Raw genomic sequence first — 22,380 nt, 5'->3', positions numbered from 1 at the left:
GATGAGGCGAAATGACTCCACGCGCCGCATATGTCCACATTCCGTTTTGTGAGCATATTTGTTATTACTGTGACTTTAATAAAGTCTTTTTAAAAAATCAGCCGGTCGCTGAATATCTCGATGCGTTAGAACGGGAAATCGAACTGACGTTACAGCAGTATCCGACCGATCGGCTCGAAACAATCTTTATCGGTGGAGGCACACCGACCGCTTTAAACGAAGGTCAGATGCAACGTCTGATGGATATCATCGCGAAGCATCTTCTCCCGCTGACGGACGCAGGACTCGAATATACGGTCGAATCGAATCCGGACGGCGTCTCACCGGAAAAACTCGACATCATGAAAGCGGGCGGCGTCAATCGAGTCAGCTTTGGGGTCCAGTCGTTTGACGACGGATTACTCGAGCGGATCGGCCGGACGCACCGGGAAGCCAAAGTCGCCGAGACGCTCGATCATGCTGCAAAACGGTTTGACAACATTTCGGTTGACTTGATGTTTGGTTTGCCGAATCAAACGCTCGACCAGGTCAAATACGATGTCGAACGGGCGTTACGTTTACCGATCACCCATATCTCGTCGTATTCGTTGATTCTTGAGCCGCATACTGTTTTTGCGATTCAGGAACGAAAAGGGAAGTTGCCGTTACCGACACAGGATTTAGAAGCGGATATGTACCGCTTAATGATTGAAACGATTGAAGCCGGCGGTTTGCATCAATATGAGATTTCAAACTTTTCCTTACCGGGTCGGGAAAGCCGGCATAACCGGGTCTACTGGGAAAACGATGAATATTACGGATTTGGTGCCGGCTCACACAGTTACATCAACAAAACACGGCGGGCGAACATCGCACCGATTCCGCACTATATCAAAGCGGAGGGTTTACCGGTCCGCAATGAGACGCCGTTGACGGAAGTCGAACGGATGGAAGAAGAGATGTTTCTCGGGTTACGAATGAAAGAAGGGGTGTCGGAACGACACTTTGAAGAAAAATACGGGCATTCGCTTGATCAAGTGTTCGGACAGACGATCGGGAAACTGTTGCCGCGCGGACTCGTCGAGCGGACGACGACCCATCTCCGTTTAACGGACGCGGGTGTACCGCTCGCAAACGAAGTATTTGCCGAGTTCATCGGAGAAGCGGAAATCGAAGGGTAACAGAACAGTAAGACCGTACGAATGAAAACGGCGTCCATACGAAAGTATGTGGACGCCGTTTTATTTTTTCGGTTTTCGTAAAAAATAGGCGGTCGTTCCGATGATCGCGATGAACACCCAAACGAATACACCGGCCATGGCAAACAGTTCGAGCATAGACCTCATCCTTTGCGTCGTTTGTTTCACTGTATCGCAGAATGGGAAAGTCTTCAAAGGGTTCAGCAAATTGGTTGACATCATTTCCAGGATTCCTTATAGTAAAGATGTAATTAGCACTCGTTAAAAGTGAGTGCTAACAAAATAAGGTGGTGAAGAAGGTGCTGACGGATCGCCAATTGTTGATTTTACGTGCAATCGTCGATGATTATATCAAAACCGCTCAACCCGTCGGCTCACGGACGCTCTCGAAACGGAGTGACGTGACGTTCAGTTCCGCGACCATTCGAAATGAGATGGCGGACCTCGAAGAAATGGGATTGATTGAAAAGCCGCATACTTCTGCCGGCCGAATTCCATCCGAGCTTGGATATCGATTTTATGTCGATCATCTGATTCGTCCGGAAAGCATCTCACCGCAAGAGGCAAAAGCGTTAAAATCGTTATTTGCCCATTCCGTGAATGAAAATGATCGGTTGATCCGACATACAGCGGACTTGTTGAGCGAATTGACACATTATACGACGCTTGTATTAGGTCCAAAAGAAGAAGGACAACGTCTCCATCATTTAGAACTGATTCCCTTAGCGGAAGGACGTGTCGTTATCGTTCTCGTGACAGAAACCGGTCACGTCGAACATAAGACACTTCAGCTCGCGGAAGCCCTCTCACGTGAGGCGGCAAGCCGCCTGATGGAACGGTTGAACCAAACGTTACGCGGAACGCCGCTCAGTCAATTGCGTCTCCGTCTGCTCGAAGAAATCAGACGGTTCCGTTCCGAACATTCGGAGCAGACGACCCTGCTGTCAAAAGCACTCGATATCGTCTTGACGGATCAGCATGAGGAACGCCCTTTGATTTATCTGGGGGGGAAAGCGAACATGTTTGATCAACCTGAGTTTCAGGATGTCGCGAAACTGCGTCCGGTCCTCGAGTTGATCGAGCAACAGGAAGCCTTGTTCGATTTCTTGAGTCCGAGTCTTGATAATCAGATTTTGATTACAATCGGCAGCGAAAATAACGTCGATGCCTTAAAAGACTGCAGTGTGATTCGTGCCCATTACTCCGTTGACGGCGTCTCACTCGGTACACTCGCCCTGATTGGGCCGAAACGGATGGATTATAATCGAGGCATCAATTCGATCATTCATCTTTTACAAGCATTCCAAACCGAGTTGCGTAAAAACAACTTGGATTGAATATAGAAAGGGGCTCGATTCAGAGTGGAAGAAAATAAGCAGAATCAAAACCTCAATACTGACGAAACAACCGAGCAACAAACAGAAGCAGAAACAGTTGAAGTAACAGAAGAAGAGGTCGTCCAGGCGGATCTCGTTGAAGAACCGGCGGCACCCGACTTCGAAGCACAACTCGCAGAAGCGAAAGCATCAGAATTACGCCTCCGTGCGGATTTCGACAACTTCAAACGTCGGAACCGGATTGAAGCCGAAAACCGTGCAAAGTACTCGTCTCAGACCATCGTCGAAAAGTTACTCCCATTAGTCGATAATCTTGACCGTGCGTTGCAGATTGAATCGGACAACGAAGAAACACAGTCTGTTCTTGCCGGTGTTGAGATGGTCAAACGTCAATTAGTGGAAACACTTCAAAACGAAGGCGTCATCGAGATTCCTGCAGTCGGGGAAGCCTTTGATCCGAACCTGCACCAGGCAGTCGTTCAGGAGCCGAGTGAAGAACATGAATCAGGTGTCGTCACAGCGGAATTCCAAAAAGGATACAAATTACACGATCGTGTCATTCGTCCAAGTATGGTCAAAGTCGCAGAATAATTTACGTTTCGATCTGATTTAACACTACTAACTATTCGAAGGTGAGGAATTTATCATGGCAAAAATCATTGGTATTGACTTAGGAACAACAAACTCATGTGTCGCAGTAATGGAAGGCGGAGAGCCTGTCGTTATCGCAAACGCTGAAGGAAACCGTACGACACCATCTGTCGTTGCTTTCAAAAACGGCGAGCGTCAAGTCGGAGAAGTCGCAAAACGTCAAGCTATCACAAACCCGAACACAATCATGTCGATCAAACGTCACATGGGTACAGACTATAAAGTGGAAGTCGAAGGCAAAGACTACACACCACAAGAAGTATCTGCGATCATTCTTCAAAAATTGAAAGCACAAGCAGAAGACTACCTCGGTGAAAAAGTAACGGAAGCGGTCATCACGGTTCCTGCTTACTTCAACGATGCAGAACGCCAAGCAACAAAAGATGCAGGAACAATCGCTGGTCTTGACGTCAAACGGATCATCAACGAGCCGACGGCAGCAGCACTTGCTTACGGTCTTGAAAAAGGCGAAGACCACACAATCCTCATCTATGACTTAGGTGGCGGTACATTCGACGTTTCGATTCTCGAACTCGGAGATGGTGTTTTCGAAGTAGTTTCAACTGCCGGTGACAGCCGTCTTGGTGGAGATGACTTTGACCAAAAAATCATCGATCACTTGGTTGCAGAATTCAAAAAAGACAACGGCATCGATCTTGCCCAAGATAAAATGGCGCTTCAACGTTTGAAAGACGCTGCTGAAAAAGCGAAGAAAGATCTCTCAGGTGTCTCTTCGACACAAATCAGTCTTCCGTTCATCACGGCCGGCGCAGCAGGTCCACTTCACCTTGAAATGACATTGTCACGTGCGAAGTTCGACGATTTGACAGCTGATCTCGTAGAACGGACGATGGCACCAACACGTCGTGCCCTCAGCGATGCTGGCATGACACCGGACAAAATTGACAAAATCATCCTCGTTGGTGGATCAACACGTATCCCTGCGGTTCAAAAAGCTGTTCAAGACTTCACAGGCAAAGAATCGTTCAAAGGGGTTAACCCGGATGAAGTCGTTGCCCTCGGAGCAGCTGTTCAAGGTGGCGTATTAACAGGGGACGTCAAAGACGTTGTCCTTCTCGACGTCACACCACTCTCACTCGGAATCGAAACAATGGGTAGCGTGATGACGAAACTGATCGACCGTAACACGACGATCCCGACTTCGAAATCACAAGTCTTCTCAACTGCTGCTGACAACCAACCAGCCGTTGACATTCATGTTCTTCAAGGTGAACGTCCAATGGCGTCAGACAACAAAACGCTTGGTCGTTTCCAATTGACGGACATTCCGCCAGCACAACGCGGTGTGCCGCAAATCGAAGTTAAATTCGATATCGATGCAAACGGAATCGTTAACGTATCAGCGAAAGATCTTGGTACGAACAAAGAACAATCGATTACAATCCAATCATCAAGCGGCTTGACTGAAGCGGACATCGACCAAATGGTCAAAGATGCAGAAGCAAACGCAGATGCTGATAACAAACGTAAAGAAGAAGTAGAACTTCGCAACGAAGCGGATCAACTCGTCTTCGCAACAGATAAAGCAGTCAAAGATCTTGGCGAGCAAATTGACGCAGCAGATAAAGAAAAAGCTGAAGCGGCAAAAGAAAAAGTCACAACTGCACTCGCAGGAACAGACGTCGAAGCGATTCGTTCTGCAAAAGACGAATTGTCAACGGTTGTTCAAGAATTGACACAAAAAGTCTACGAAAACATGGCTCAACAACAAGCGGGCGCTGAAGGTGCGCAAGCAGGCGGACAAGATGACAATGTCATGGACGCTGAATTTGAAGAAGTCGACGACAAAGACAACAAATAAGTAACCGACCGATTTTTCGGGCGCTAGAGAGAGCCAAAGCGTAATCCGCGCTTTGGCTCTTTCCATGTCGCCTGAAGTTCGGTAAAATCAAACAGTATGAAATGAATCGGACCTAAAGAGAGGAAGAATGCACGTGGAAAAACGCGATTATTATGAAGTGTTAGGCGTCGCGCGCGATGCCTCAGCAGCAGAGATTAAACGAGCTTACCGGAAACTTGCCCGGACCTACCATCCGGATGTCAATAAAGAGGCGGATGCCGATCAAAAATTCAAAGAGTTGTCGGAAGCCTATGAAGTCTTGTCAGACGACAATCAACGTGCCCGTTACGACCAGTTTGGTCACCAGGATCCATCGCAAGGCGGCGGTGGCTTTGGTGGAGCAGAAGGGTTCGGCGACATCTTTGATATGTTCTTCGGTGGCGGACGCCGTCAAGATCCGAATGCCCCGCGTAAAGGGCAGGATTTACAATATGTCGAAGAAATCGACTTCATGGAAGCTTTCTCTGGTGTCGAGAAAGTCATTACGATTCCAGTCGAAGAAGACTGCGGAACGTGTCACGGTTCAGGTGCTAAACCGGGAACACATCCGGAAACATGTAAACGTTGTGGTGGATCAGGACACATCAATGTCGAGCAAAATACGATGTTTGGACGTGTCGTCAATCAAACGACGTGTTCGACATGCCACGGTCGTGGACAAATCGTCAAAGAACCATGTGAAACATGCCGCGGAGCCGGTCGTGTCCGTAAAAATAAAGATGTCCGCGTCAAGATTCCAGCCGGGATCGACAATGGTCAACAGATTCGTCTAGCAGGTAAAGGGGAAGCCGGTGTGAACGGCGGACCATTCGGTGATCTGTATGTCGTCGTCCGTGTTCGGGAACATGAATTATTTGAACGCGTTGATGACCATATTGTCATGGATATGCCGCTCACGTTCGCACAAGCGACGCTTGGAGATGAAATCGAAGTACCGACTGTTCACGGGAAAGTCAGCTTGAAAATTCCGGCCGGTACACAAACCGGTTCACGGTTCCGTCTGCGTGGCAAAGGGATGCCAAACGTCCGTTCAGGCCATCACGGGGATCAGTATGTCAATGTCGTCATCATCACACCAAAAAATCTGACGGACCGTCAAAAAGAACTGCTTCGTGAGTTCAACGAAATCAGTGATGAAAAAGGTGTCGAAGAACAACACGAAGGCGTATTCAGCCGCATCAAAACATTCTTTACAGGGTGATCACTAAAGGAGCGTGACAGGAAATGAAATGGTCGGAAGTCTGTGTCCATACGACACAAGAAGCAATCGAAGCAGTCTCGAACATCTTACATGAGGCGGGAGCAAGCGGTGTCGTCATCGAGGACGTCGAAGATTTCGAGATGATGTCACACCGTGAAGATAACTTCGGTGAGATTTGGGATGAGAAGAAGCGCGATGAATATCCGGACAGCGGTGTACTCGTCAAAGCATATCTTGCGGAAAGCAGTGATTTGACGGATACGATCAAAGGAATCGAACGCGACATTCAGATGCTGACGAAATTCGGTCTGACGATTGGTGCAGGAACTGTCACGCTGACACAAGTCGATGAGGAAGACTGGGCCCATTCGTGGAAGCAGTTTTATAAACCGGTTAAAATCAGCCGTCATTTAACGGTTGTACCGATGTGGGAAGACTACACACCGCAACCGGATGAAAAAATCATCGAACTCGATCCTGGGATGGCATTCGGAACCGGAACACATCCGACGACAGTTCTCTGTATCCAGGCAATCGAAAACTATCTTCAAGAAAATGATCGTGTCGTCGATGTCGGAACCGGTTCCGGTGTGCTGGCGATTGCAGCAGCTAAACTCGGAGCAAAAGACGTCTTTGCCCTTGATTTGGATGAAGTCGCTGTTCGTTCCGCGACGGACAATGTGGCATTGAACCAGGTCAGTCAGCAAGTGACGGTCTGCCAGGGCGATTTAATGAAAGAACTGAAAGAACCGGTTGAGTTGATCGTCGCGAACATCTTAGCCGAAGTCATCTTGCTGTTCGTCAACGATGCCTATGAACTGACTTTGCCGGGCGGTCACTTCATCGCATCGGGCATCATCGGTCAGAAAAAAGACATGGTGCGTGACGCAATGGTAGCCGCCGGATTTACTATCGTCGAGACGACGAAGCTTGAGGACTGGGTCGCCATTATCGCGAAACGTGAGGCTTAAGCCGATGCAACGATATTTCGTCGATCAGACCGCACGTGCAGGAAATACCTTTACCCTGTCAAAAGACGACGCGCATCATATGAAAAATGTCATGCGGATGGATGTCGGGGATGAAATTTTAGTGTTAGACGGCACAGGACTGTTCCGTTGCCGACTCGAGCAACTTGATAAGCAAACTGCCGTCGCAGAAATGCTTGAAGAATTGCCGATTGAGACGGAACTTCCTATTCACGTGACGATTGCTTATGCCTTACCAAAAGGGGATAAAGTAGAACTCGTTGCCCAAAAAGCGACGGAGCTTGGGATCAGCCGTCTGCTTGTGTTCGAATCGGCCCGTTCGGTCTCGAAATGGGATGCTAAAAAAATTCCGAAAAAACTGGAACGCCTCCAAAAAATCAGTAAAGAAGCAGCGGAACAATCGTACCGGGCACACTTGCCGACGATTGAGTATGTGACGTATGATGAAGTCCTACAACGTGCTGCTGACTATACCGCGTGTTTGATCGCTTATGAAGAATCGGCGAAAGAAGGGGAGGCGGCTGCCTTCGCTTCTACGCTGTCCCGGCTTCAGTCCGGGGACTCCTTGTTGGTTGTGATTGGTCCGGAAGGTGGACTGACGGAAACAGAAGTATCGCGGTTAACCGCCGGCGGTTTCGTGCCGGCATCACTCGGACGACGGATTTTACGGACGGAAACGGCACCACTCTATGTCCTGTCCGCCGTATCGTATCATTTTGAATTGAAAGGGTGAGTGAAATGGCAACGGTAGCCTTTCAAACGCTTGGTTGTAAAGTCAATCATTACGAGACAGAAGCCGTCTGGCAACTGTTCAAGGATGCGGGATATGGACGTGTCGACTTTGCAGATCATGCCGACGTCTACGTCGTCAATACATGTACAGTAACGAATACGGGCGATAAAAAGAGCCGGCAAGTCATTCGACGGGCGATCCGTCAAAATCCGGACAGCGTCATCTGTGTCACCGGGTGTTATGCGCAGACGTCACCGGCTGAAATCATGGCGATTCCAGGAGTCGATGTCGTCGTCGGAACACAGGACCGCCATAAGATGATCGGTTATATTGAACAGTTCCGGGAAGAACGGATGCCGATCAATGCCGTCGGTAATATCATGAAAGCGAAAGTGTACGAAGAACTCGACGTGCCGGCCTTTACTGACCGGACACGGGCTTCCTTGAAAATTCAAGAAGGATGCAACAACTTCTGCACGTTTTGTATCATTCCCTGGGCACGCGGTCTGATGCGTTCGCGTCAACCGGAAGATGTCCTCAAGCAGGCGCAACAGCTTGTCGACGCAGGATACAAAGAAATTGTCCTGACCGGTATTCATACAGGCGGTTACGGAGAAGACTTAAAAGACTACAATTTGGCGAAATTGTTAAAAGCGCTCGAGTCCGTGGCAGGTCTCGAACGGCTTCGGATTTCGTCGATTGAAGCAAGTCAAATCACGGATGAAGTGCTCGACGTTCTTAAAGATTCGCCAATCGTCGTCCGCCATCTCCATGTTCCGATTCAATCGGCATCGGATACCGTCTTGCGCCGGATGCGCCGGAAGTATACGATGGCGGAGTTCGGTGAACGGATCACGCGTTTAAAAGAAGTTTTACCGGATTGTGCAATCACGTCTGACGTCATCGTCGGTTTCCCGGGAGAGACGGAAGAAGAGTTCATGGAGACGTTTAACTTCATCAACGACCATAAGTTCAGTGAACTGCATGTTTTCCCGTATTCCAAACGGACGGGGACACCAGCTGCGATGATGGACGATCAGGTGGAGGAGCACATCAAAGAACAACGTGTCGCCCGCTTGATTGCCTTGTCGGATCAGCTGGCAAAAGAATATGCATCGAAGTATGAAGGAGAACTGCTTGAAATCATACCGGAAGAATTTTCGGAAGAAGCAGGTGGCCGTCTCGTCGGTTATACAGATAATTACTTACGTGTCGCGATTGAAGGAGACGAATCTTTGATTGGTCAACTCGTTCGCGTCAAAATCATAAAAGCAGGTTACCCGATGAACGATGGGCAATTCGTTCGCGTCATGGAGACGTTAAAAGAGCAAGCCATCTAAAAGGAATTCGCCTTCTGATTACAGGAAGGCGAATTTTGTTTTCCTGCCGATAAATTATTTTGTTTTCAGGTAACGGATACGCTACACTGAGTAAAGATTACAAAAGAGAAAGAGGACATCCACTTATGCGAATCAATAAATTTATTAGTGAAACAGGATTTTGTTCCCGCCGGGCAGCAGATAAGCTCATCGATGCCGGACGTGTGACCATTAACGGAAATGTAGCTGAGCTCGGCTCGCAGGTCGAAAAAACGGACGCCGTCGAAATTGACGGACAGCCGCTTCAGGCAAAGCCGGAACTCGAGTATTTGATTTTAAACAAACCGGTCGGCATCACATGTACGACAGAACGTGACATCGAAGGGAATATCATTGATTTCGTCAATCATCCGAAACGGATTTTCCCGATCGGACGACTCGACAAAGACTCGGACGGATTGATTATCCTGACGAACGACGGGGATATCGTCAATCGGATTTTACGGGCAGAAAACAATCATGATAAAGAGTATATCGTGACGGTCGATGCACCGATTACGGAAACATTTATTGAAGGGATGGCAAGCGGCGTCGACATTCTGGGAACGACGACGAAGGAATGTGTCGTCGAACAGCTCGAGTCGCGGACGTTCCGAATCGTTTTGACACAAGGATTGAACCGGCAAATTCGCCGTATGTGTAAAGAGTTCGGGTACCGTGTCAAACGCCTGCAACGCGTCCGGATCATGAACGTCGAACTCGGTGATTTACCGATCGGGGAATGGCGTGATTTGACGGAGTCGGAAATGAAGACATTGTTCCAGATTCTCGATCAACAATAAGCTGAAAAGTCGCCATGATGATGGCGGCTTTACTTGTATACATTGAAGGGGGTTCATCGTGGATAAACGGGGAATGAGTGCGACGTTCGTCGCCTATGTGATCGGAGGATTGTTACCGATTTACAAACTGTTTGCGGATGAGGTACCGGCCTGGACGGTCGTCTCGATTCGCATCATCAGTGCTTTTATCTTTGTCACGTTGTTACTGCGACTGACAGGGAAGTTTAAGCACGTCAAGCAACTTTGGCGAAGCAAACGTCAACGGAATACCGTTTTAACGGCAGGACTTGTCCTTGGGGGAAACTGGACCTTGTATTTATACGCAATCGGTGAAGGGTATCTCGTCGAGTCGTCACTCGGCTATTATATTAATCCACTGGTCAGTGTCTTGTTCGGCTTATTATTTTTCGGTGAACGTTTGAACCGGGCCCAGTTGCTCGCAATCGTGAGTGCCGTCACGGGTGTCCTGATTTTAACGTTCGGGTACGGAAAGTTTCCGATCATCGCGTTTTCGCTCGCCATCTCATTTGCTTTTTACGGCGTTCTTAAAAAGAAGGCGGCGGCAGAACCGTTATCCGGTCTGTTTCTTGAAACACTGGTCACGCTGCCGTTTGCTTTGTTGACGCTTGGTCTGACCGGAGCGAATCCGCTCGCCTTGCCGACGGAAGCGCTGTTAGCCATCGTCATGTTAGGGGTGGCGACGGCGATTCAATTGATGTTGTTTGGATACGGAATGCCGAAGATTCCGTTCGTTTATGTCGGGATTTTACAATATATCGCTCCGACCTTGACCTTGATTCTCGGTGTCTTTTTATTCAATGACATCTTTACACCGATTCACTTCATCGCGTTCCTGTTTATTTGGTTGGCCGTCGCGGTCTTTACAATCAGTGGGATATCAAGCGGACGGATGAAGATGAAAAAAGTATCGTGATTGAGAAAAGAGGAAATTATTTATGAATAAATCAGGTTTTATCGCAACATTATCGGCCTATGTCATTTGGGGTTTGTTGCCAATCTATTGGAAATTACTTGCGACCGTCTCGAGCGAAGAGATTTTAGCCCACCGGATCGTTTGGTCGTTTATTTTCTTACTGTTATTATTATCCCTTCAAAAAGCATTGCCGAAGTTTACGGGGGCATTGAAAAACCCGTTTACCCGTCGTCTTTTTTTCCTGAACGGGCTGATCATCAGCATGAACTGGTTCATCTACATCTGGGCGGTCAATCATAATTTTATTGTCGAAGCATCGCTTGGGTATTACATCAATCCGATTGTCAGCATCGTTTTCGGGGTGTTCTTTTTCCGGGAAAAACTGTCACGGATTGAATGGCTTGCGATTCTCCTTGCGACGATTGGCGTCTTGATTCTGACGATCGGCTACGGAAAGTTTCCTTGGATTTCGTTGGCGCTCGCCTTCAGCTTTGGTTTTTACGGGGTCGTCAAAAAACAACGGCCGCTTGAGTCAACGGTCAGTTTGACGATTGAAACACTGGCTCCGTTACCGATCGCCATCCTGTTCTTAGGATATATGGGGATCAGTGGGCAAGAGACATTTACGTCGTCTCCCTTTGTGATGATCGGACTCTTTTTGACGGGGATCATTACCGCTGTTCCGTTATTATTGTTCGGATTTGGAGCGCAGCGGATTCCGTTTACAGTCGTCGGTTTTCTGCAATTCGTAGCTCCGACGTTGTCGCTTGCCATCGGAGTTCTTCTGTACGATGAACCCTTTACGAGAACGCACTTGATTGCGTTTACATTCATTTGGTCGGCTGCCCTTGTCTTTACCTTGAATGGTTTATTGATTCGGAAAAAACAGTTGCGAAAAGTCGCGTAAAAAGATAGAAGTCTGACCTCTTGCGTGATAGAATGGAAACAGAGTCTAAGGGATATCCTTAAGGAGGAAATGAATCATGAATTTAGCAGGAATGATCGACCATACCGCTTTAAAAGCAGAAACGTCACGTGCTCAAATCGAAACACTTTGTAAGGAAGCACTCGAATACAAATTTGCAAGCGTCTGTGTCAACCCGACAAACGTAGCACTCGCAGCAGAACTTTTGAAATCAGACGACGCAGTTAAAGTCTGTACAGTCATCGGCTTCCCACTTGGTGCAAACACACCAGAAGTAAAAGCATTTGAAACACAAGATGCCATCAAAAACGGAGCAACAGAAATCGATATGGTCTTAAATATCGGCGCATTAAAAGACGGCGATCTTTCACTTGTTGAACGCGACATTCGTGCGGTTGTCGAAGCAGCAAACGGGACACTCGTCAAAGTCATCTTCGAGAACTGTCTCTTAACAAAAGAAGAAATTAAAACAGCTGCTGAGTTATCAGTCAAAGCAGGTGCAGATTTTGTCAAGACGTCAACTGGTTTCTCGACAGGCGGCGCAACGGTAGAAGATATCCGTCTCATGCGTGAAACAGTCGGACCTGACATCGGTGTTAAAGCTTCAGGCGGCGTTCGTGATTTCGAAGGCGCAAAAGCAATGATCGATGCTGGCGCAACACGTATCGGTGCTTCTGCCGGAATTGCCATCGTTACAGGTGGAACTTCAGACAGCGATTACTAATTTAATCTGATAGACCGACGTGTTCTTTTTGCAACTGTTGTTGCGGGAAGGACACGTTTTTGTTTTAAAACAATTCTGAATTTTATTTTTAGGTTAAGAAGTCAGACAACCTTTCCGATAATCCATTGTAGAACAGTGGAGGGAAGTGGAAATATGTCAAAACGATTCAGTTTGTCCATACTAGCATTGACAATCGGTCTGGCGGGTTGTGGAAGTGTCATCGATGATCCGCAACAAGCAGTGAAGGAGCGTCGAAAAATGGCAGTCGTCTTATCCGATGTCGGATTAGGGGATCAATCATTCAGTGATGCAGCCATGAGCGGCATGTCCTTACTGCGTGAAAAAGAAGACTGGTTCATTGATTATAGAGAATTGAGCGAAACAAAATCATATGAAGCGGCATTTGCCACATTAGCGAAACAACAGCCGACCGTTGTCGTCGGTCTCGGTTTCATGGGACAGGCGGACTTAGAGAAAGTTGCTAAACAGTATCCAAAACAGCAGTTTGCATTGATTGATGCCGTGTCAGAACTACCGAATGTATTATCCGTCACATTTAAAGAGGATGAAGGCAGTTATCTGGCGGGGGCAGCGGCAGCAATCCAATCTGACAGTGAAACGATTGGTTTCATCGGCGGTATGAAGTCGCCGCTCATTGAAAAGTTTGAAAAAGGCTACCGGGCCGGTGCAACAGCCGTCAATCCGGATATCCGTGTCCTTGTCGATTATGCGGAAGACTTTGCTGCACCGGACAAAGGACGGGAACTGGCAAACGCTCAAATGAAAAAAGAAGCGGATGTGTTATATGCGGCAGCAGGACTGACCGGAAGCGGTGTTCTGGAAGCGGCAGAAGAAAAAGGCAATAAGGCAATTGGTGTCGACAGTGATCAAACGGCAATTGCCCCGGATGCCGTCATGACATCGATGTTAAAACAGGTCGATCTTGCGATTACGAAAATTGGCGACAGCGTCAAAGAGCCCGGTCTTCAATCCGGTCAAATCGTGTTAGGGGTCAAAGATGGAGCCATTCAATTAGCACCGATTCGTAATGCCAACTTTACAGCGAAGGAACTGCAACGACTCGAACAATTGAAACAAGAAATACTGGAAGGCAAGGTGAAGGTCCAATGACGTTACGAAAACGATTTTTAATTTCGACACTCGTGACGATTGTCAGTGTCGTCGCCCTGATGGGTTGGACATTATTCGAGTTGCGGCAAATCCAGTCCTACAATGAGGATTACGGAAAACAGTTAGTCGAGATTTCAGAACTGGAGACTAAACTACTGTATGAGCAGGCAGCCTGGAACCGGTTAGCCAGCCAGCCGTCAGAAAATCAAAAAGAGCAGGCACTTGCCTTGAGTGAAAAAAATGAAAAAGCTGTTGATTCATTACAAAAAACTTATTTGATTGATCGGTTTAAACCTGATTTGAATCGTGCCAAAATGAAGTATACGGTCTTAGCGGAGAAACGGACGACATTATTAAATGCGCTTGATCCAATCGCGATCCGTTCCCATGCGGCCCAGGTGGAAGGGGTACTCAGCGATTTATACACGTTACATACGAAGAACGGTGAATTTTACGATGTACTGCAACAAGAAGCGAAAGACAAAACGTTGAATCTGACACGTTCAGTTTTAATCGCGACATTCATCCTTCTGATTGCATTAGCACTCTACAACTGGTACTTTGCGCGGAGCATCACACGTCCGATCAGCCGGGTCGTTAAAACGGCGGAACAGATTTCGCAAGGGGATGTCTCACAACAACTGCAGGTATCAGGACGGACGGATGAAATTGGCCGTCTCGAATCAGCAATCGCCCAAATGCAAGGGACATTACATGGCGTCATCGGAACAATCAGCCAAACGTCGACGACCATTAATCAGATGAGCGAACAAGCGACAACTGAAAATGCCAATATCGTCGAAGTATCCGGAAACATGACACATGCCATCAATGAAATGGCCAGTGGTACGCAAACCGTCTCGGATGACTTACAAACGACAGTCAGTACAATCACGGATATGAGTACATTGTTTGAACAAAGTGAACAACGGGCACAACAGGCGTTGAGTCAAGGACAACTCGCCGATACGACGATGGGGAAAAGTGCCACCATCATGCAGGAACAAGCGGAATCACTGGCGACGGCTACTCTTCAAAATCAGGAACTCGGTCGCAAGTTGGCTGGATTCTTGCAACAAACACAGCAAATCGAACAGATGGCGCAACTCGTCTCAAGTGTCTCGGCACAAACGAATTTACTATCGTTAAATGCTGCGATCGAAGCGGCACGGGCAGGAGAAGCAGGACGTGGTTTTGCTGTCGTGGCGAGTGAAGTGAAAAAGCTGGCGGATGAAACACATCAAGCAACCCGCTCTATTTTCTCACTCGTTCGTTCAATTCGGGCAGACGGAGCGATTTTGCAGGAAGCGTTACTTCAATCTGAAAAAGAACAAGCACATCAGGTCCAAAACTTTGCTGAGGTGACAGCAGCATTCGAAGAAACCCGTGGTCACGTGACGGATGTAACGGAAGCCGTCCAGTTTATGACGACACAGTTACTACAATCGAAAGACCAGGCCAATCAAGTGGTCAATCAGGTCAGCTCAGTCAGTGGAGTGATGGAAGAACTGGCTGCGGGGAACGAAGAGGTCGCGGCATCGATGCGTGACCAACAAGCATCATTCGAACAAATTCATCAACTTATGCTGGAACTGGAACAAACGACGACTTCACTCGATCAACAAACCAGTCAGTTTAAACTATAATTCAAAAAGAAACATCCAAAAATCCCTCATCGGAGTTATTCCGGTGAGGGATTTTGCATCAACAGTGAGTTAAAAGAAGTCACTTGGATTCAGTTCGTTTGTCCGGCCATTGGCATTGTATTGATAACCGCCGTCATGAATCTCAAAATGAAGGTGGGGACCGGTTGAATTTCCGGTACTTCCAAGGTTACCGATTTGTTGCCCTTGTTTCACCTGTTGCCCTTGTTTGACGGTCAGAGAATTCATGTGCGCATAAACGGTCGTATACGTTTTTCCGCCGATGCTGTGTGACAGATAGACGTGATTACCGTAAGGACCGCCGGAGCTTGCCTGAATGACAGTTCCACTCGCAGAAGCAACGACTGGCGAATTCAGTGGACCCGCAAAATCAACCCCGTTATGGTACGCATAGCCGTTACTTCCGCTGGCAGCACCCATTCCTTGTGAAATGGAACCGGCAGCCGGTTTAATGAACTTTCCTGTTGCTTTTGACAGGACTTTTGTACTTGCTTTTGTAACAGAAGCAGGTTGCGCCGATTGCGCGGCTGCTTGTTTTTCTGCTAGTCGTGCAGCTCGGGCAGCTGAACGGGCAGCAACTTCCTGTGCTTTTAATTGAGCAGCTGCATCTTTTAAGCTCAGGATATTTGTTTCGATGGAACGTTTTTCTGTCTTCAAGCGCTTCAGCAACGTCGCTCGTTTAATCTTTTCTGCTTTTAATTCACGCTGTTTCTTTTTTAGAAGCGTGCGATCATCAATCAAATCGACACGGGTTTGCTTCAATTCTTTTTGAGCAAGTGCCAATTGATGTTTATTTTGTTCGTAATCTTTTAATAAAGAAGCATCGCTTTCAGCAATCGTATTAAAAGCATTAAACCGGCTGATCATATCGCCGACATCCTTGGCACCGAAAACGGCTTCGAGAAGCGGATCCTCATCTGCTTTTGACTGGCGGACTGCTAACCGGTCTCCGAGCATTTTTTCCTGCTTGTTGATCTTTTCGCGCAAGGCATCAATTTTTTGTTCCAATCGTTTAATCTGCTTACGGTTTCGATCAATTTTTTGCTGATTCTCAACGACCTGCAACGTCAATCCATTGATTTGTTGATCAAGGGCATAGACCTTTTGCTGGGCTTTGGACAATTGAGCTGTCGTTTTCGAGAGAGCTTGTTTTTGTTTTGACTGCTGCTTATGGTTTTGCTGTTGTTTTTCTTTATAAGAACTTGCCGCTCCGACCGGATGGACAAGTGGACTGAAGAGTAATGTCATCGTCATGAGGGACAGACCGAGTGTTTGCTTTAAAGATGATTTCATAGTTGAATCAATCATTCCTTCCTAAATCAGATACATGTTTTAAAATGTTACCTGTTCTACTCTAACAAGAAATAGGTCAAGTCTCCGTTACAGTTTCATTAAAAATATTATATGGAAATTATCAGGGAGTAACATTCCTTTCTGTAAATCATTCTTTGAACTCTTTCAAAAAAGAGAGAAAGCTATTGGCAAAACAGGAAAGAAGAAAAAATAAAAAAAGTGAATACGAGGATTCACTTTTAAAAAAGGGATGATATGTTTTTGTAATATTAAGAAGAACTGAAAAAAGAAGCGTTTGATGCATCAACAAAAAGGTTATATAGATTAGTTTTGCCTTATTCTTCGTAAATCATTTTTCGTGTCATTCCGCCGTCGAGAACCAATGTTTCTCCCGTTAAGAAGTCGTTATCAGGATTCGTTAAGAACAAAGCAGCCCGGGCGACATCTTCAGGTTTTCCGACTCGTCCAGCCGGATGCTGGCTATGATCTTCTGGTGAAAGTTCATGATAATTTCCGGTTTCAATCCAGCCGGGGGCAATCGCATTGACTAAAATCCGGTCGGGTCCTAAAGAGACGGCCAAAGCATGCGTCAATGCGACAATCCCGCCTTTCGTAGCCGCGTAAGATTCCGTATCCGGCTCGGACATAAAGGCACGGGTGGAGGCCAAATTGACAATCCGTCCACCGGCCGGGTTTTTCTTCAGATAAGGGGTGGCGGCTTTTGTCGTTAAAAAGATGCTCCGCAGGTTGGTATGTTGAACACGGTCCCATTCCTCCAATGATAATTCAAGTAACGGTTTACGAACCATGATGCCGGCATTGTTAATCAGGATATCAATCCGGCCGGTATGTTCGATCGCTTTATCAATCAATAGGTTGACGTCTTGTTCATCTTGAACATCCAGATGATAAAAATAAGCGGTTCCGCCGTCAGCTTCGATTTCCGATGCAAGGTCGTCACCGGTCATTTGATCAATGTCGGCCAGAATGACCGATGCGCCTTCCTTGGCATAACTCTTGGCAAGTGTAGCTCCGATGCCATTAGCAGCACCTGTGATGATGACAGTATGATTGATATGATTCATTGTAAATTCCTCCTGGGGAATGTGTAGTTAAGTAGACTGCTATAATCAGATAGCCGAAAACGAATCGATTAAAACATACTGGATCCTTGAAGAAAGGATTATCCAGATAGGCATTAGGGAACATAGAGAATAGCTAACGCTATTATTATGTTGAATGGGGGATTTTTGATGGATTTATCAAATCAAAAGCTCGAAACAGAACAAGAAAAATATGCAGATGAAGCTAAAGCGTATATTAATCAACCTAAAAAAACCAATTCGATGCTAAAACGAGCAATTGATAAAATAAATAAAAATTCAAGTTTATCAGTTGTTTTCTCACCAGTTCGCTTGTTTGTCGACATGGTTCGTTCTTACCAGTCAGGTGAATATCGAAATATTCGCCGGACGACGATTTTGAAAGTGATCGGTGCTTTGATCTATCTCGTTTCTCCAATTGATCTGGTCCCTGATTTTGTACTTGGATTTGGTTTTGCGGATGATATCGCCATCGTTCTGTTCGTGACAAAAACGGTGTTTGAAGAATTGACACGTTTTAGTGACTGGCAAGATGAGCAACAAAAAGCAAGCACACAACCGCTCCAAAGTGAAGATGCGTATTAATCGCATGAATTGATTCTGCCCTGCCACTGACATGGAGTCAGCGGCAGGGTTTTTAGTCGTGAAGCCGAACACGATTTCTGTACGCTACCTCAAAAGTTCGTTACACTGGAGTTAGAAGAAAAATCCAGTGAAAGGGGGGGGATCATGGCTTGGCATTCGTGGATTGAATCGTATGGCTATTTCGGAATGATGTTGACGTTGATGTTTCCATTTTTACCGAGTGAAGTCCCTTTAGCTTATGCGGGTTACCTGGTACATACGACGCAATTTAATCTCATCATTATGTTGATCGTCGCAGTACTCAGTTTTGTGGTCAGTCAAAACATTTTCTTTACGATTGGTCGGCTCGGAAGTGACCGCTTACTGGCCCGTGTATTTAAATGGTTTCGGATTTCTGAAACGAAGATGAATCAGTTTCAACGTCAAATGGACACACGCGGACGTTTTATCTTGTTGTTGTCGCCGATGTGGCGGATGGGATTTGCCATCGGGGCCGGATTGACAGGTGTTTCACGGTTGACGTTCACGATTGCCACGACAATCTCCTTTTTCGCCTGGTCGGCCTTTTTCATTTGGGGCGGGAAAAAACTGGGGCATGGTATGATGGGACGGCATCATGAACTCCATCACTATACACCTTGGCTCATCGGGTTACTCGTATTCGGAGCCGGATATGTTTATTTCCGGAAGAAAACGCTTATGAAAAAACAAAACGCTTTAAAAAAATAGAGGAGTGTTCACATGGCAGTGATTTTATTTGATATCGATGGAACATTGATTGATTCAACCAATCAAATGACGGAGGCAATTCATCTGGCGATGGAAGATATGCCGCATCTTGTCAAACCATCAAAAGAGAGTGTGCAGTCCAGTTATGGTTTGGCAGGGGATGCTTTTTGGAGAAAAGCGATTCCGGATGCTTCAGAAGAAGACATTCGCGCGATTCGAAAAAAACGTCACCATCATCTTGAACAGACGATGGCGGGACAGGATGTTTTGTTTGACGGGATTCGTGAGACGTTAGAAGCGTTGAACAAACAAGGACACATCGTTTCGACAGCAAGCAATTGCGGCGTTCACTATTTGAATCTAGTGCTCGACAGTCAAAACATTCGCTCGTATTTTACAAGTCCAAAATGTCTGGAGTCGGTTCAAGGTAAACAAAAAGCCGATATTCTAGCAGCCCATCGAGAAGAATTCGGAGCGGTCGAATATTTGATGGTCGGAGACCGTTCATCGGACGTCGAAGCCGCACGAATCCAACAGATGCCTGTTGCCATTTGCCGGTTCGGTTTCGGAACGGAACAGGAATGGAATTCGGCTGATTATCAGTTAGAGACACCGATGGACGTATTGAAATACGTATAATAAAGATACAAAAAAGAAGCGATGCTGACAGCGTCGCTTCTTTTTTGTATCAATCAAAATCAAGACGGTATTGTTCGTGATTCGTCCATGGACGGAAACGGCGGAATACGTGATGGAAAAACAGACAAAGAAGGATTGGCAAAGCAATGAACAGACCGAAGACAATCGAGATATTGCCCCATGTCCAACCACCGGCCATCAAATGTAAGGCATTGATCGGACCAATCAGCCCCGACATACCGAATCCGGCGCTGAACGGTGTTCCTTCAACTCCAAGAACACCAGCCAGTCCGCCGAGAACTGCTGCACTGCACATGACAGGTAAAATCATGATAGGATTTCGGATGAAATTTGCCATCTGAATTTTAGGAGATCCCAAAAAGTGTGCAATCGACGTTCCACGTGAGTTGGCTTGCCAGCCGGCAATCGCAAGTCCGAATCCGGCGGCACAGACACCTAAGTTGGCAGCACCGGCGGCAATACCGGATAAGCTGATGGCAGTTGCGATACCGACGGTCGACAAGGGAGAGACAATCAGGACAGAGAAGGTGACGGCTAACGTGATTCCCATCAACACAGGTTGAAGGACCGTAAAATGTGTAATCAACTGACCGATACTGGCAGTGATTTGTGTGACAAACGGATAGGTCAGGACACCGATCCCGCCTGCTCCGACAATAATTAAAGTCGGAATGACGAGGACAGTATACGTTTTAAACCGATTGCCGATCCACAGAACGAGAGCCGTTGCAATGGCTGCTGTCAATCCGGCGTTGATGACATCACCGGTCCCGACGAATAGGTAGCCGGCTGTATCGGTCCGGCTTGCGACACCTGATCCGACGACGGTCGCCAAACCAATCGAGGTGGTTTCGATGGGGGATGTCTTAAATTGCATCGCTACAGCGACACCAATCACCATCGGTAACAGACGCATCGCCAGCGCAGTCGAGTCGATGATATGTTGGGCAGGGGAAAAGTAAGGCAGCAAAGCTTTGGCAAGTTCGCCAAGCAAAGCTCCGGGGATAAGTGCAACTAAAATTCCGATACTAAGACCGTTTAACACATGGATTCCGAATTGGCGATCGAACCGTTTCGAAGTCGTCTTCATAAAAATCACTCCCTATGTATTGCTTTTATGCACAACAGTATAAAAGCGATGAATTGTGTTTAATCATACGAAAGACTTTTTCGAACGTCAAGACAAAAATGGAATTTTCTGAAAAATGAAAGGCGAAGTATTCGCACTTCCGGAATAGGACTGCTAGAGTGAAAGAGTAAAAATCGGGGAGGGAACAGTTATGTCAGAACAACAAATCGTATTAGCCAAAAGACCAGATGGACGTCCGACACGGGAGACGTTCCGGTACGAAAAGATTGAACTGAATGAGTTGCAAACGGATCAAGTCCTGTTAGAGACGCTTTATATTTCAGTTGATCCATACATGCGGGGACGAATGAACGATTCCCGCTCTTACTCTCAGCCATTTGAATTGGATGCACCGATTCAAGGAGGCGTAGTCGCACGTGTCATCGAATCAAAAGCGGATACACTCGTAGTCGGCGACATCGTCGTTGGAATGCTTGATTGGGCAACAAAATTAGTCGTGGATGCCAAACAAGTCCGTAAAATTGATGCATCACTGGCACCTGTCTCAACAGCACTTGGTGTACTTGGGATGACCGGCATGACGGCTTATTTCGGATTACTGGATATCGGGAATCCACAGCCCGGTGAAACGGTTGTCGTCTCGGCAGCAGCCGGAGCAGTCGGATCGATTGTCGGACAAATTGCTAAAATCAAAGGTGCACGGGTCGTCGGTATTGCGGGAAGTGATGAAAAAATTCAGTATCTCACAGAAGAACTCGGATTTGATGAAGTCATCAATTACAAAACGGAGCAAATCGGAGAAGCACTCGATCGGACGTGTCCGGACGGCATCGACGTTTATTTTGAAAATGTCGGCGGGGAGATCGGTGATGCAGTACTCAACCGTTTAAATCCATTTGCCCGTATCCCAGTCTGTGGAGCAATTTCCGGTTACAATGAAAAAGAAGACATTGGTCCACGTGTGCAATCCAAACTCATTATCGCCCGCGCCCGGATGCAAGGTTTCTTAGTCGGAGATTACGGAAAACGTTTTAAAGAGGCCGCGGAACAGCTCGGACAATGGGTTAGTAACGGTGAATTAAAGTATGAAGAAACGATTTTTGAAGGGTTTGATCAAGTACCGGATGCGTTTCTCGGACTGTTTGATGGGTCGAATACCGGAAAATTGTTGGTCAAGTTATAAGAAGACGTCAAAAAAGGTTTTGCTTTCCTTTATGGGAGAGCAAAACCTTTTTTTTATGGGAAATCCTATTATTGATCAGCGGGATCTTTTTTTAATTCTTCCAAATCTGGATCCGGATGCTGTGTTTCAGCCGGTTTGATACCGGGATCAGATGTTTCCGCAGGTTCCGGATCCGGGTGTAAGCCGACATCTGCTGTTTTGTTTGGCAAGTCTTGTTTTTTATCCGTCATGATTCTGTCATCTCCCTT

General features: G+C 46.8%; 22 protein-coding genes. 18 read left to right on the top strand and 4 right to left on the bottom strand.

Going from position 1 to position 22,380, the window contains the following annotated elements:
- Positions 1 to 11 precede the first annotated feature (11 nt).
- The 14 genes from hemW to DVG79_RS09135 all read left to right on the top strand — a co-directional run bounded on the left by hemW (position 12) and on the right by DVG79_RS09135 (position 15,471).
- A complete protein-coding gene (hemW, locus tag DVG79_RS09200) occupies positions 12 to 1,160 on the top strand; it encodes a radical SAM family heme chaperone HemW (RefSeq protein ID WP_114596441.1) in 1,149 nt (382 codons plus the stop codon).
- A gap of 317 nt (positions 1,161 to 1,477) precedes the next feature.
- Complete coding sequence (hrcA, locus tag DVG79_RS09195; RefSeq protein WP_026829021.1) at positions 1,478 to 2,515, top strand: heat-inducible transcriptional repressor HrcA; 1,038 nt, start codon at positions 1,478 to 1,480, stop codon at positions 2,513 to 2,515.
- Positions 2,516 to 2,539: 24 nt separating this feature from the next.
- The gene (grpE, locus tag DVG79_RS09190) at positions 2,540 to 3,106 is read left to right on the top strand and encodes a nucleotide exchange factor GrpE (protein WP_114596440.1); all 567 of its coding nucleotides are present in this window, start codon (positions 2,540 to 2,542) and stop codon (positions 3,104 to 3,106) included.
- A 55-nt stretch (positions 3,107 to 3,161) separates the two neighbouring features.
- On the top strand, positions 3,162 to 4,988 hold the full coding sequence (gene dnaK, locus DVG79_RS09185; RefSeq protein WP_012369686.1) for a molecular chaperone DnaK: 1,827 nt from the start codon (positions 3,162 to 3,164) through the stop codon (positions 4,986 to 4,988).
- Positions 4,989 to 5,121: 133 nt separating this feature from the next.
- Positions 5,122 to 6,228: a molecular chaperone DnaJ gene (gene dnaJ, locus DVG79_RS09180; protein WP_012369687.1), complete on the top strand. Its 1,107-nt coding sequence runs from the start codon at positions 5,122 to 5,124 to the stop codon at positions 6,226 to 6,228.
- A gap of 23 nt (positions 6,229 to 6,251) precedes the next feature.
- Positions 6,252 to 7,199, top strand: a complete 948-nt coding sequence (gene prmA, locus DVG79_RS09175) for a 50S ribosomal protein L11 methyltransferase (protein WP_114596439.1) — start codon at positions 6,252 to 6,254, stop codon at positions 7,197 to 7,199.
- A 4-nt stretch (positions 7,200 to 7,203) separates the two neighbouring features.
- On the top strand, positions 7,204 to 7,950 hold the full coding sequence (locus DVG79_RS09170; protein WP_114596438.1) for a 16S rRNA (uracil(1498)-N(3))-methyltransferase: 747 nt from the start codon (positions 7,204 to 7,206) through the stop codon (positions 7,948 to 7,950).
- Between the two features lie 5 nt (positions 7,951 to 7,955).
- Positions 7,956 to 9,290 (top strand): tRNA (N(6)-L-threonylcarbamoyladenosine(37)-C(2))-methylthiotransferase MtaB, encoded by a 1,335-nt coding sequence (mtaB, locus tag DVG79_RS09165; protein ID WP_114596437.1) that lies wholly within the window; start codon positions 7,956 to 7,958, stop codon positions 9,288 to 9,290.
- Positions 9,291 to 9,415: 125 nt separating this feature from the next.
- Positions 9,416 to 10,111 (top strand): 23S rRNA pseudouridine(2604) synthase RluF, encoded by a 696-nt coding sequence (gene rluF / locus DVG79_RS09160; protein WP_114596436.1) that lies wholly within the window; start codon positions 9,416 to 9,418, stop codon positions 10,109 to 10,111.
- Between the two features lie 58 nt (positions 10,112 to 10,169).
- Entirely contained in the window at positions 10,170 to 11,045 is an 876-nt protein-coding gene (gene rarD, locus DVG79_RS09155; RefSeq protein ID WP_114596435.1) for an EamA family transporter RarD, read from the top strand.
- Positions 11,046 to 11,067: 22 nt separating this feature from the next.
- Entirely contained in the window at positions 11,068 to 11,952 is an 885-nt protein-coding gene (gene rarD, locus DVG79_RS09150) for an EamA family transporter RarD (protein ID WP_114596434.1), read from the top strand.
- Positions 11,953 to 12,028: 76 nt separating this feature from the next.
- Positions 12,029 to 12,694 (top strand): deoxyribose-phosphate aldolase, encoded by a 666-nt coding sequence (gene deoC / locus DVG79_RS09145; protein WP_012369694.1) that lies wholly within the window; start codon positions 12,029 to 12,031, stop codon positions 12,692 to 12,694.
- Positions 12,695 to 12,847: 153 nt separating this feature from the next.
- On the top strand, positions 12,848 to 13,825 hold the full coding sequence (locus DVG79_RS09140) for a BMP family lipoprotein (RefSeq protein ID WP_114596433.1): 978 nt from the start codon (positions 12,848 to 12,850) through the stop codon (positions 13,823 to 13,825).
- The gene (locus DVG79_RS09135) at positions 13,822 to 15,471 is read left to right on the top strand and encodes a methyl-accepting chemotaxis protein (protein ID WP_114596432.1); all 1,650 of its coding nucleotides are present in this window, start codon (positions 13,822 to 13,824) and stop codon (positions 15,469 to 15,471) included. The genes DVG79_RS09140 and DVG79_RS09135 overlap by 4 nt, the downstream gene beginning before the upstream one ends.
- Positions 15,472 to 15,540: 69 nt before the next feature.
- On the opposite strand, the gene DVG79_RS09130 is transcribed toward DVG79_RS09135, so the two are convergent.
- Together DVG79_RS09130 and DVG79_RS09125 are read right to left on the bottom strand one after the other, a co-directional pair.
- Entirely contained in the window at positions 15,541 to 16,797 is a 1,257-nt protein-coding gene (locus DVG79_RS09130) for a murein hydrolase activator EnvC family protein (protein WP_114596431.1), read from the bottom strand.
- 320 nt (positions 16,798 to 17,117) lie between these two features.
- Positions 17,118 to 17,867 carry an SDR family NAD(P)-dependent oxidoreductase gene (locus tag DVG79_RS09125; protein ID WP_114596430.1) on the bottom strand — a complete coding sequence of 250 codons (750 nt, stop codon included), beginning with the start codon at positions 17,865 to 17,867 and terminating at the stop codon, positions 17,118 to 17,120.
- 168 nt (positions 17,868 to 18,035) lie between these two features.
- On the opposite strand from DVG79_RS09125, the gene DVG79_RS09120 reads away from it, so the two are divergent.
- From DVG79_RS09120 to DVG79_RS09110, 3 genes are all read left to right on the top strand, one after another.
- On the top strand, positions 18,036 to 18,470 hold the full coding sequence (locus DVG79_RS09120) for a YkvA family protein (RefSeq protein WP_026829007.1): 435 nt from the start codon (positions 18,036 to 18,038) through the stop codon (positions 18,468 to 18,470).
- Positions 18,471 to 18,614: 144 nt separating this feature from the next.
- Positions 18,615 to 19,199, top strand: coding sequence for a DedA family protein (locus tag DVG79_RS09115; protein WP_114596429.1), 585 nt, complete (start codon positions 18,615 to 18,617; stop codon positions 19,197 to 19,199).
- Positions 19,200 to 19,211: 12 nt separating this feature from the next.
- Positions 19,212 to 19,838: an HAD family hydrolase gene (locus tag DVG79_RS09110; RefSeq protein WP_114596428.1), complete on the top strand. Its 627-nt coding sequence runs from the start codon at positions 19,212 to 19,214 to the stop codon at positions 19,836 to 19,838.
- A 49-nt stretch (positions 19,839 to 19,887) separates the two neighbouring features.
- Here DVG79_RS09110 and DVG79_RS09105 read toward each other — a convergent pair whose 3' ends face one another.
- Positions 19,888 to 20,949: a PTS sugar transporter subunit IIC gene (locus DVG79_RS09105; RefSeq protein ID WP_114596427.1), complete on the bottom strand. Its 1,062-nt coding sequence runs from the start codon at positions 20,947 to 20,949 to the stop codon at positions 19,888 to 19,890.
- A 190-nt stretch (positions 20,950 to 21,139) separates the two neighbouring features.
- On the opposite strand from DVG79_RS09105, the gene DVG79_RS09100 reads away from it, so the two are divergent.
- On the top strand, positions 21,140 to 22,132 hold the full coding sequence (locus DVG79_RS09100; protein ID WP_114596426.1) for an NADP-dependent oxidoreductase: 993 nt from the start codon (positions 21,140 to 21,142) through the stop codon (positions 22,130 to 22,132).
- A 68-nt stretch (positions 22,133 to 22,200) separates the two neighbouring features.
- On the opposite strand, the gene DVG79_RS16185 is transcribed toward DVG79_RS09100, so the two are convergent.
- Positions 22,201 to 22,362, bottom strand: coding sequence for a hypothetical protein (locus tag DVG79_RS16185; RefSeq protein ID WP_165871660.1), 162 nt, complete (start codon positions 22,360 to 22,362; stop codon positions 22,201 to 22,203).
- Between the last annotated feature and the right edge of the window lie 18 nt (positions 22,363 to 22,380).

Origin of the sequence: Exiguobacterium sp. RIT594, from assembly GCF_003339585.1 — a bacterium.
Classification (GTDB): domain Bacteria; phylum Bacillota; class Bacilli; order Exiguobacteriales; family Exiguobacteriaceae; genus Exiguobacterium_A.
The sequence above is the reverse complement of the archived record's forward strand: the minus strand, read 5'-3'. Positions and strand labels throughout refer to the sequence as shown.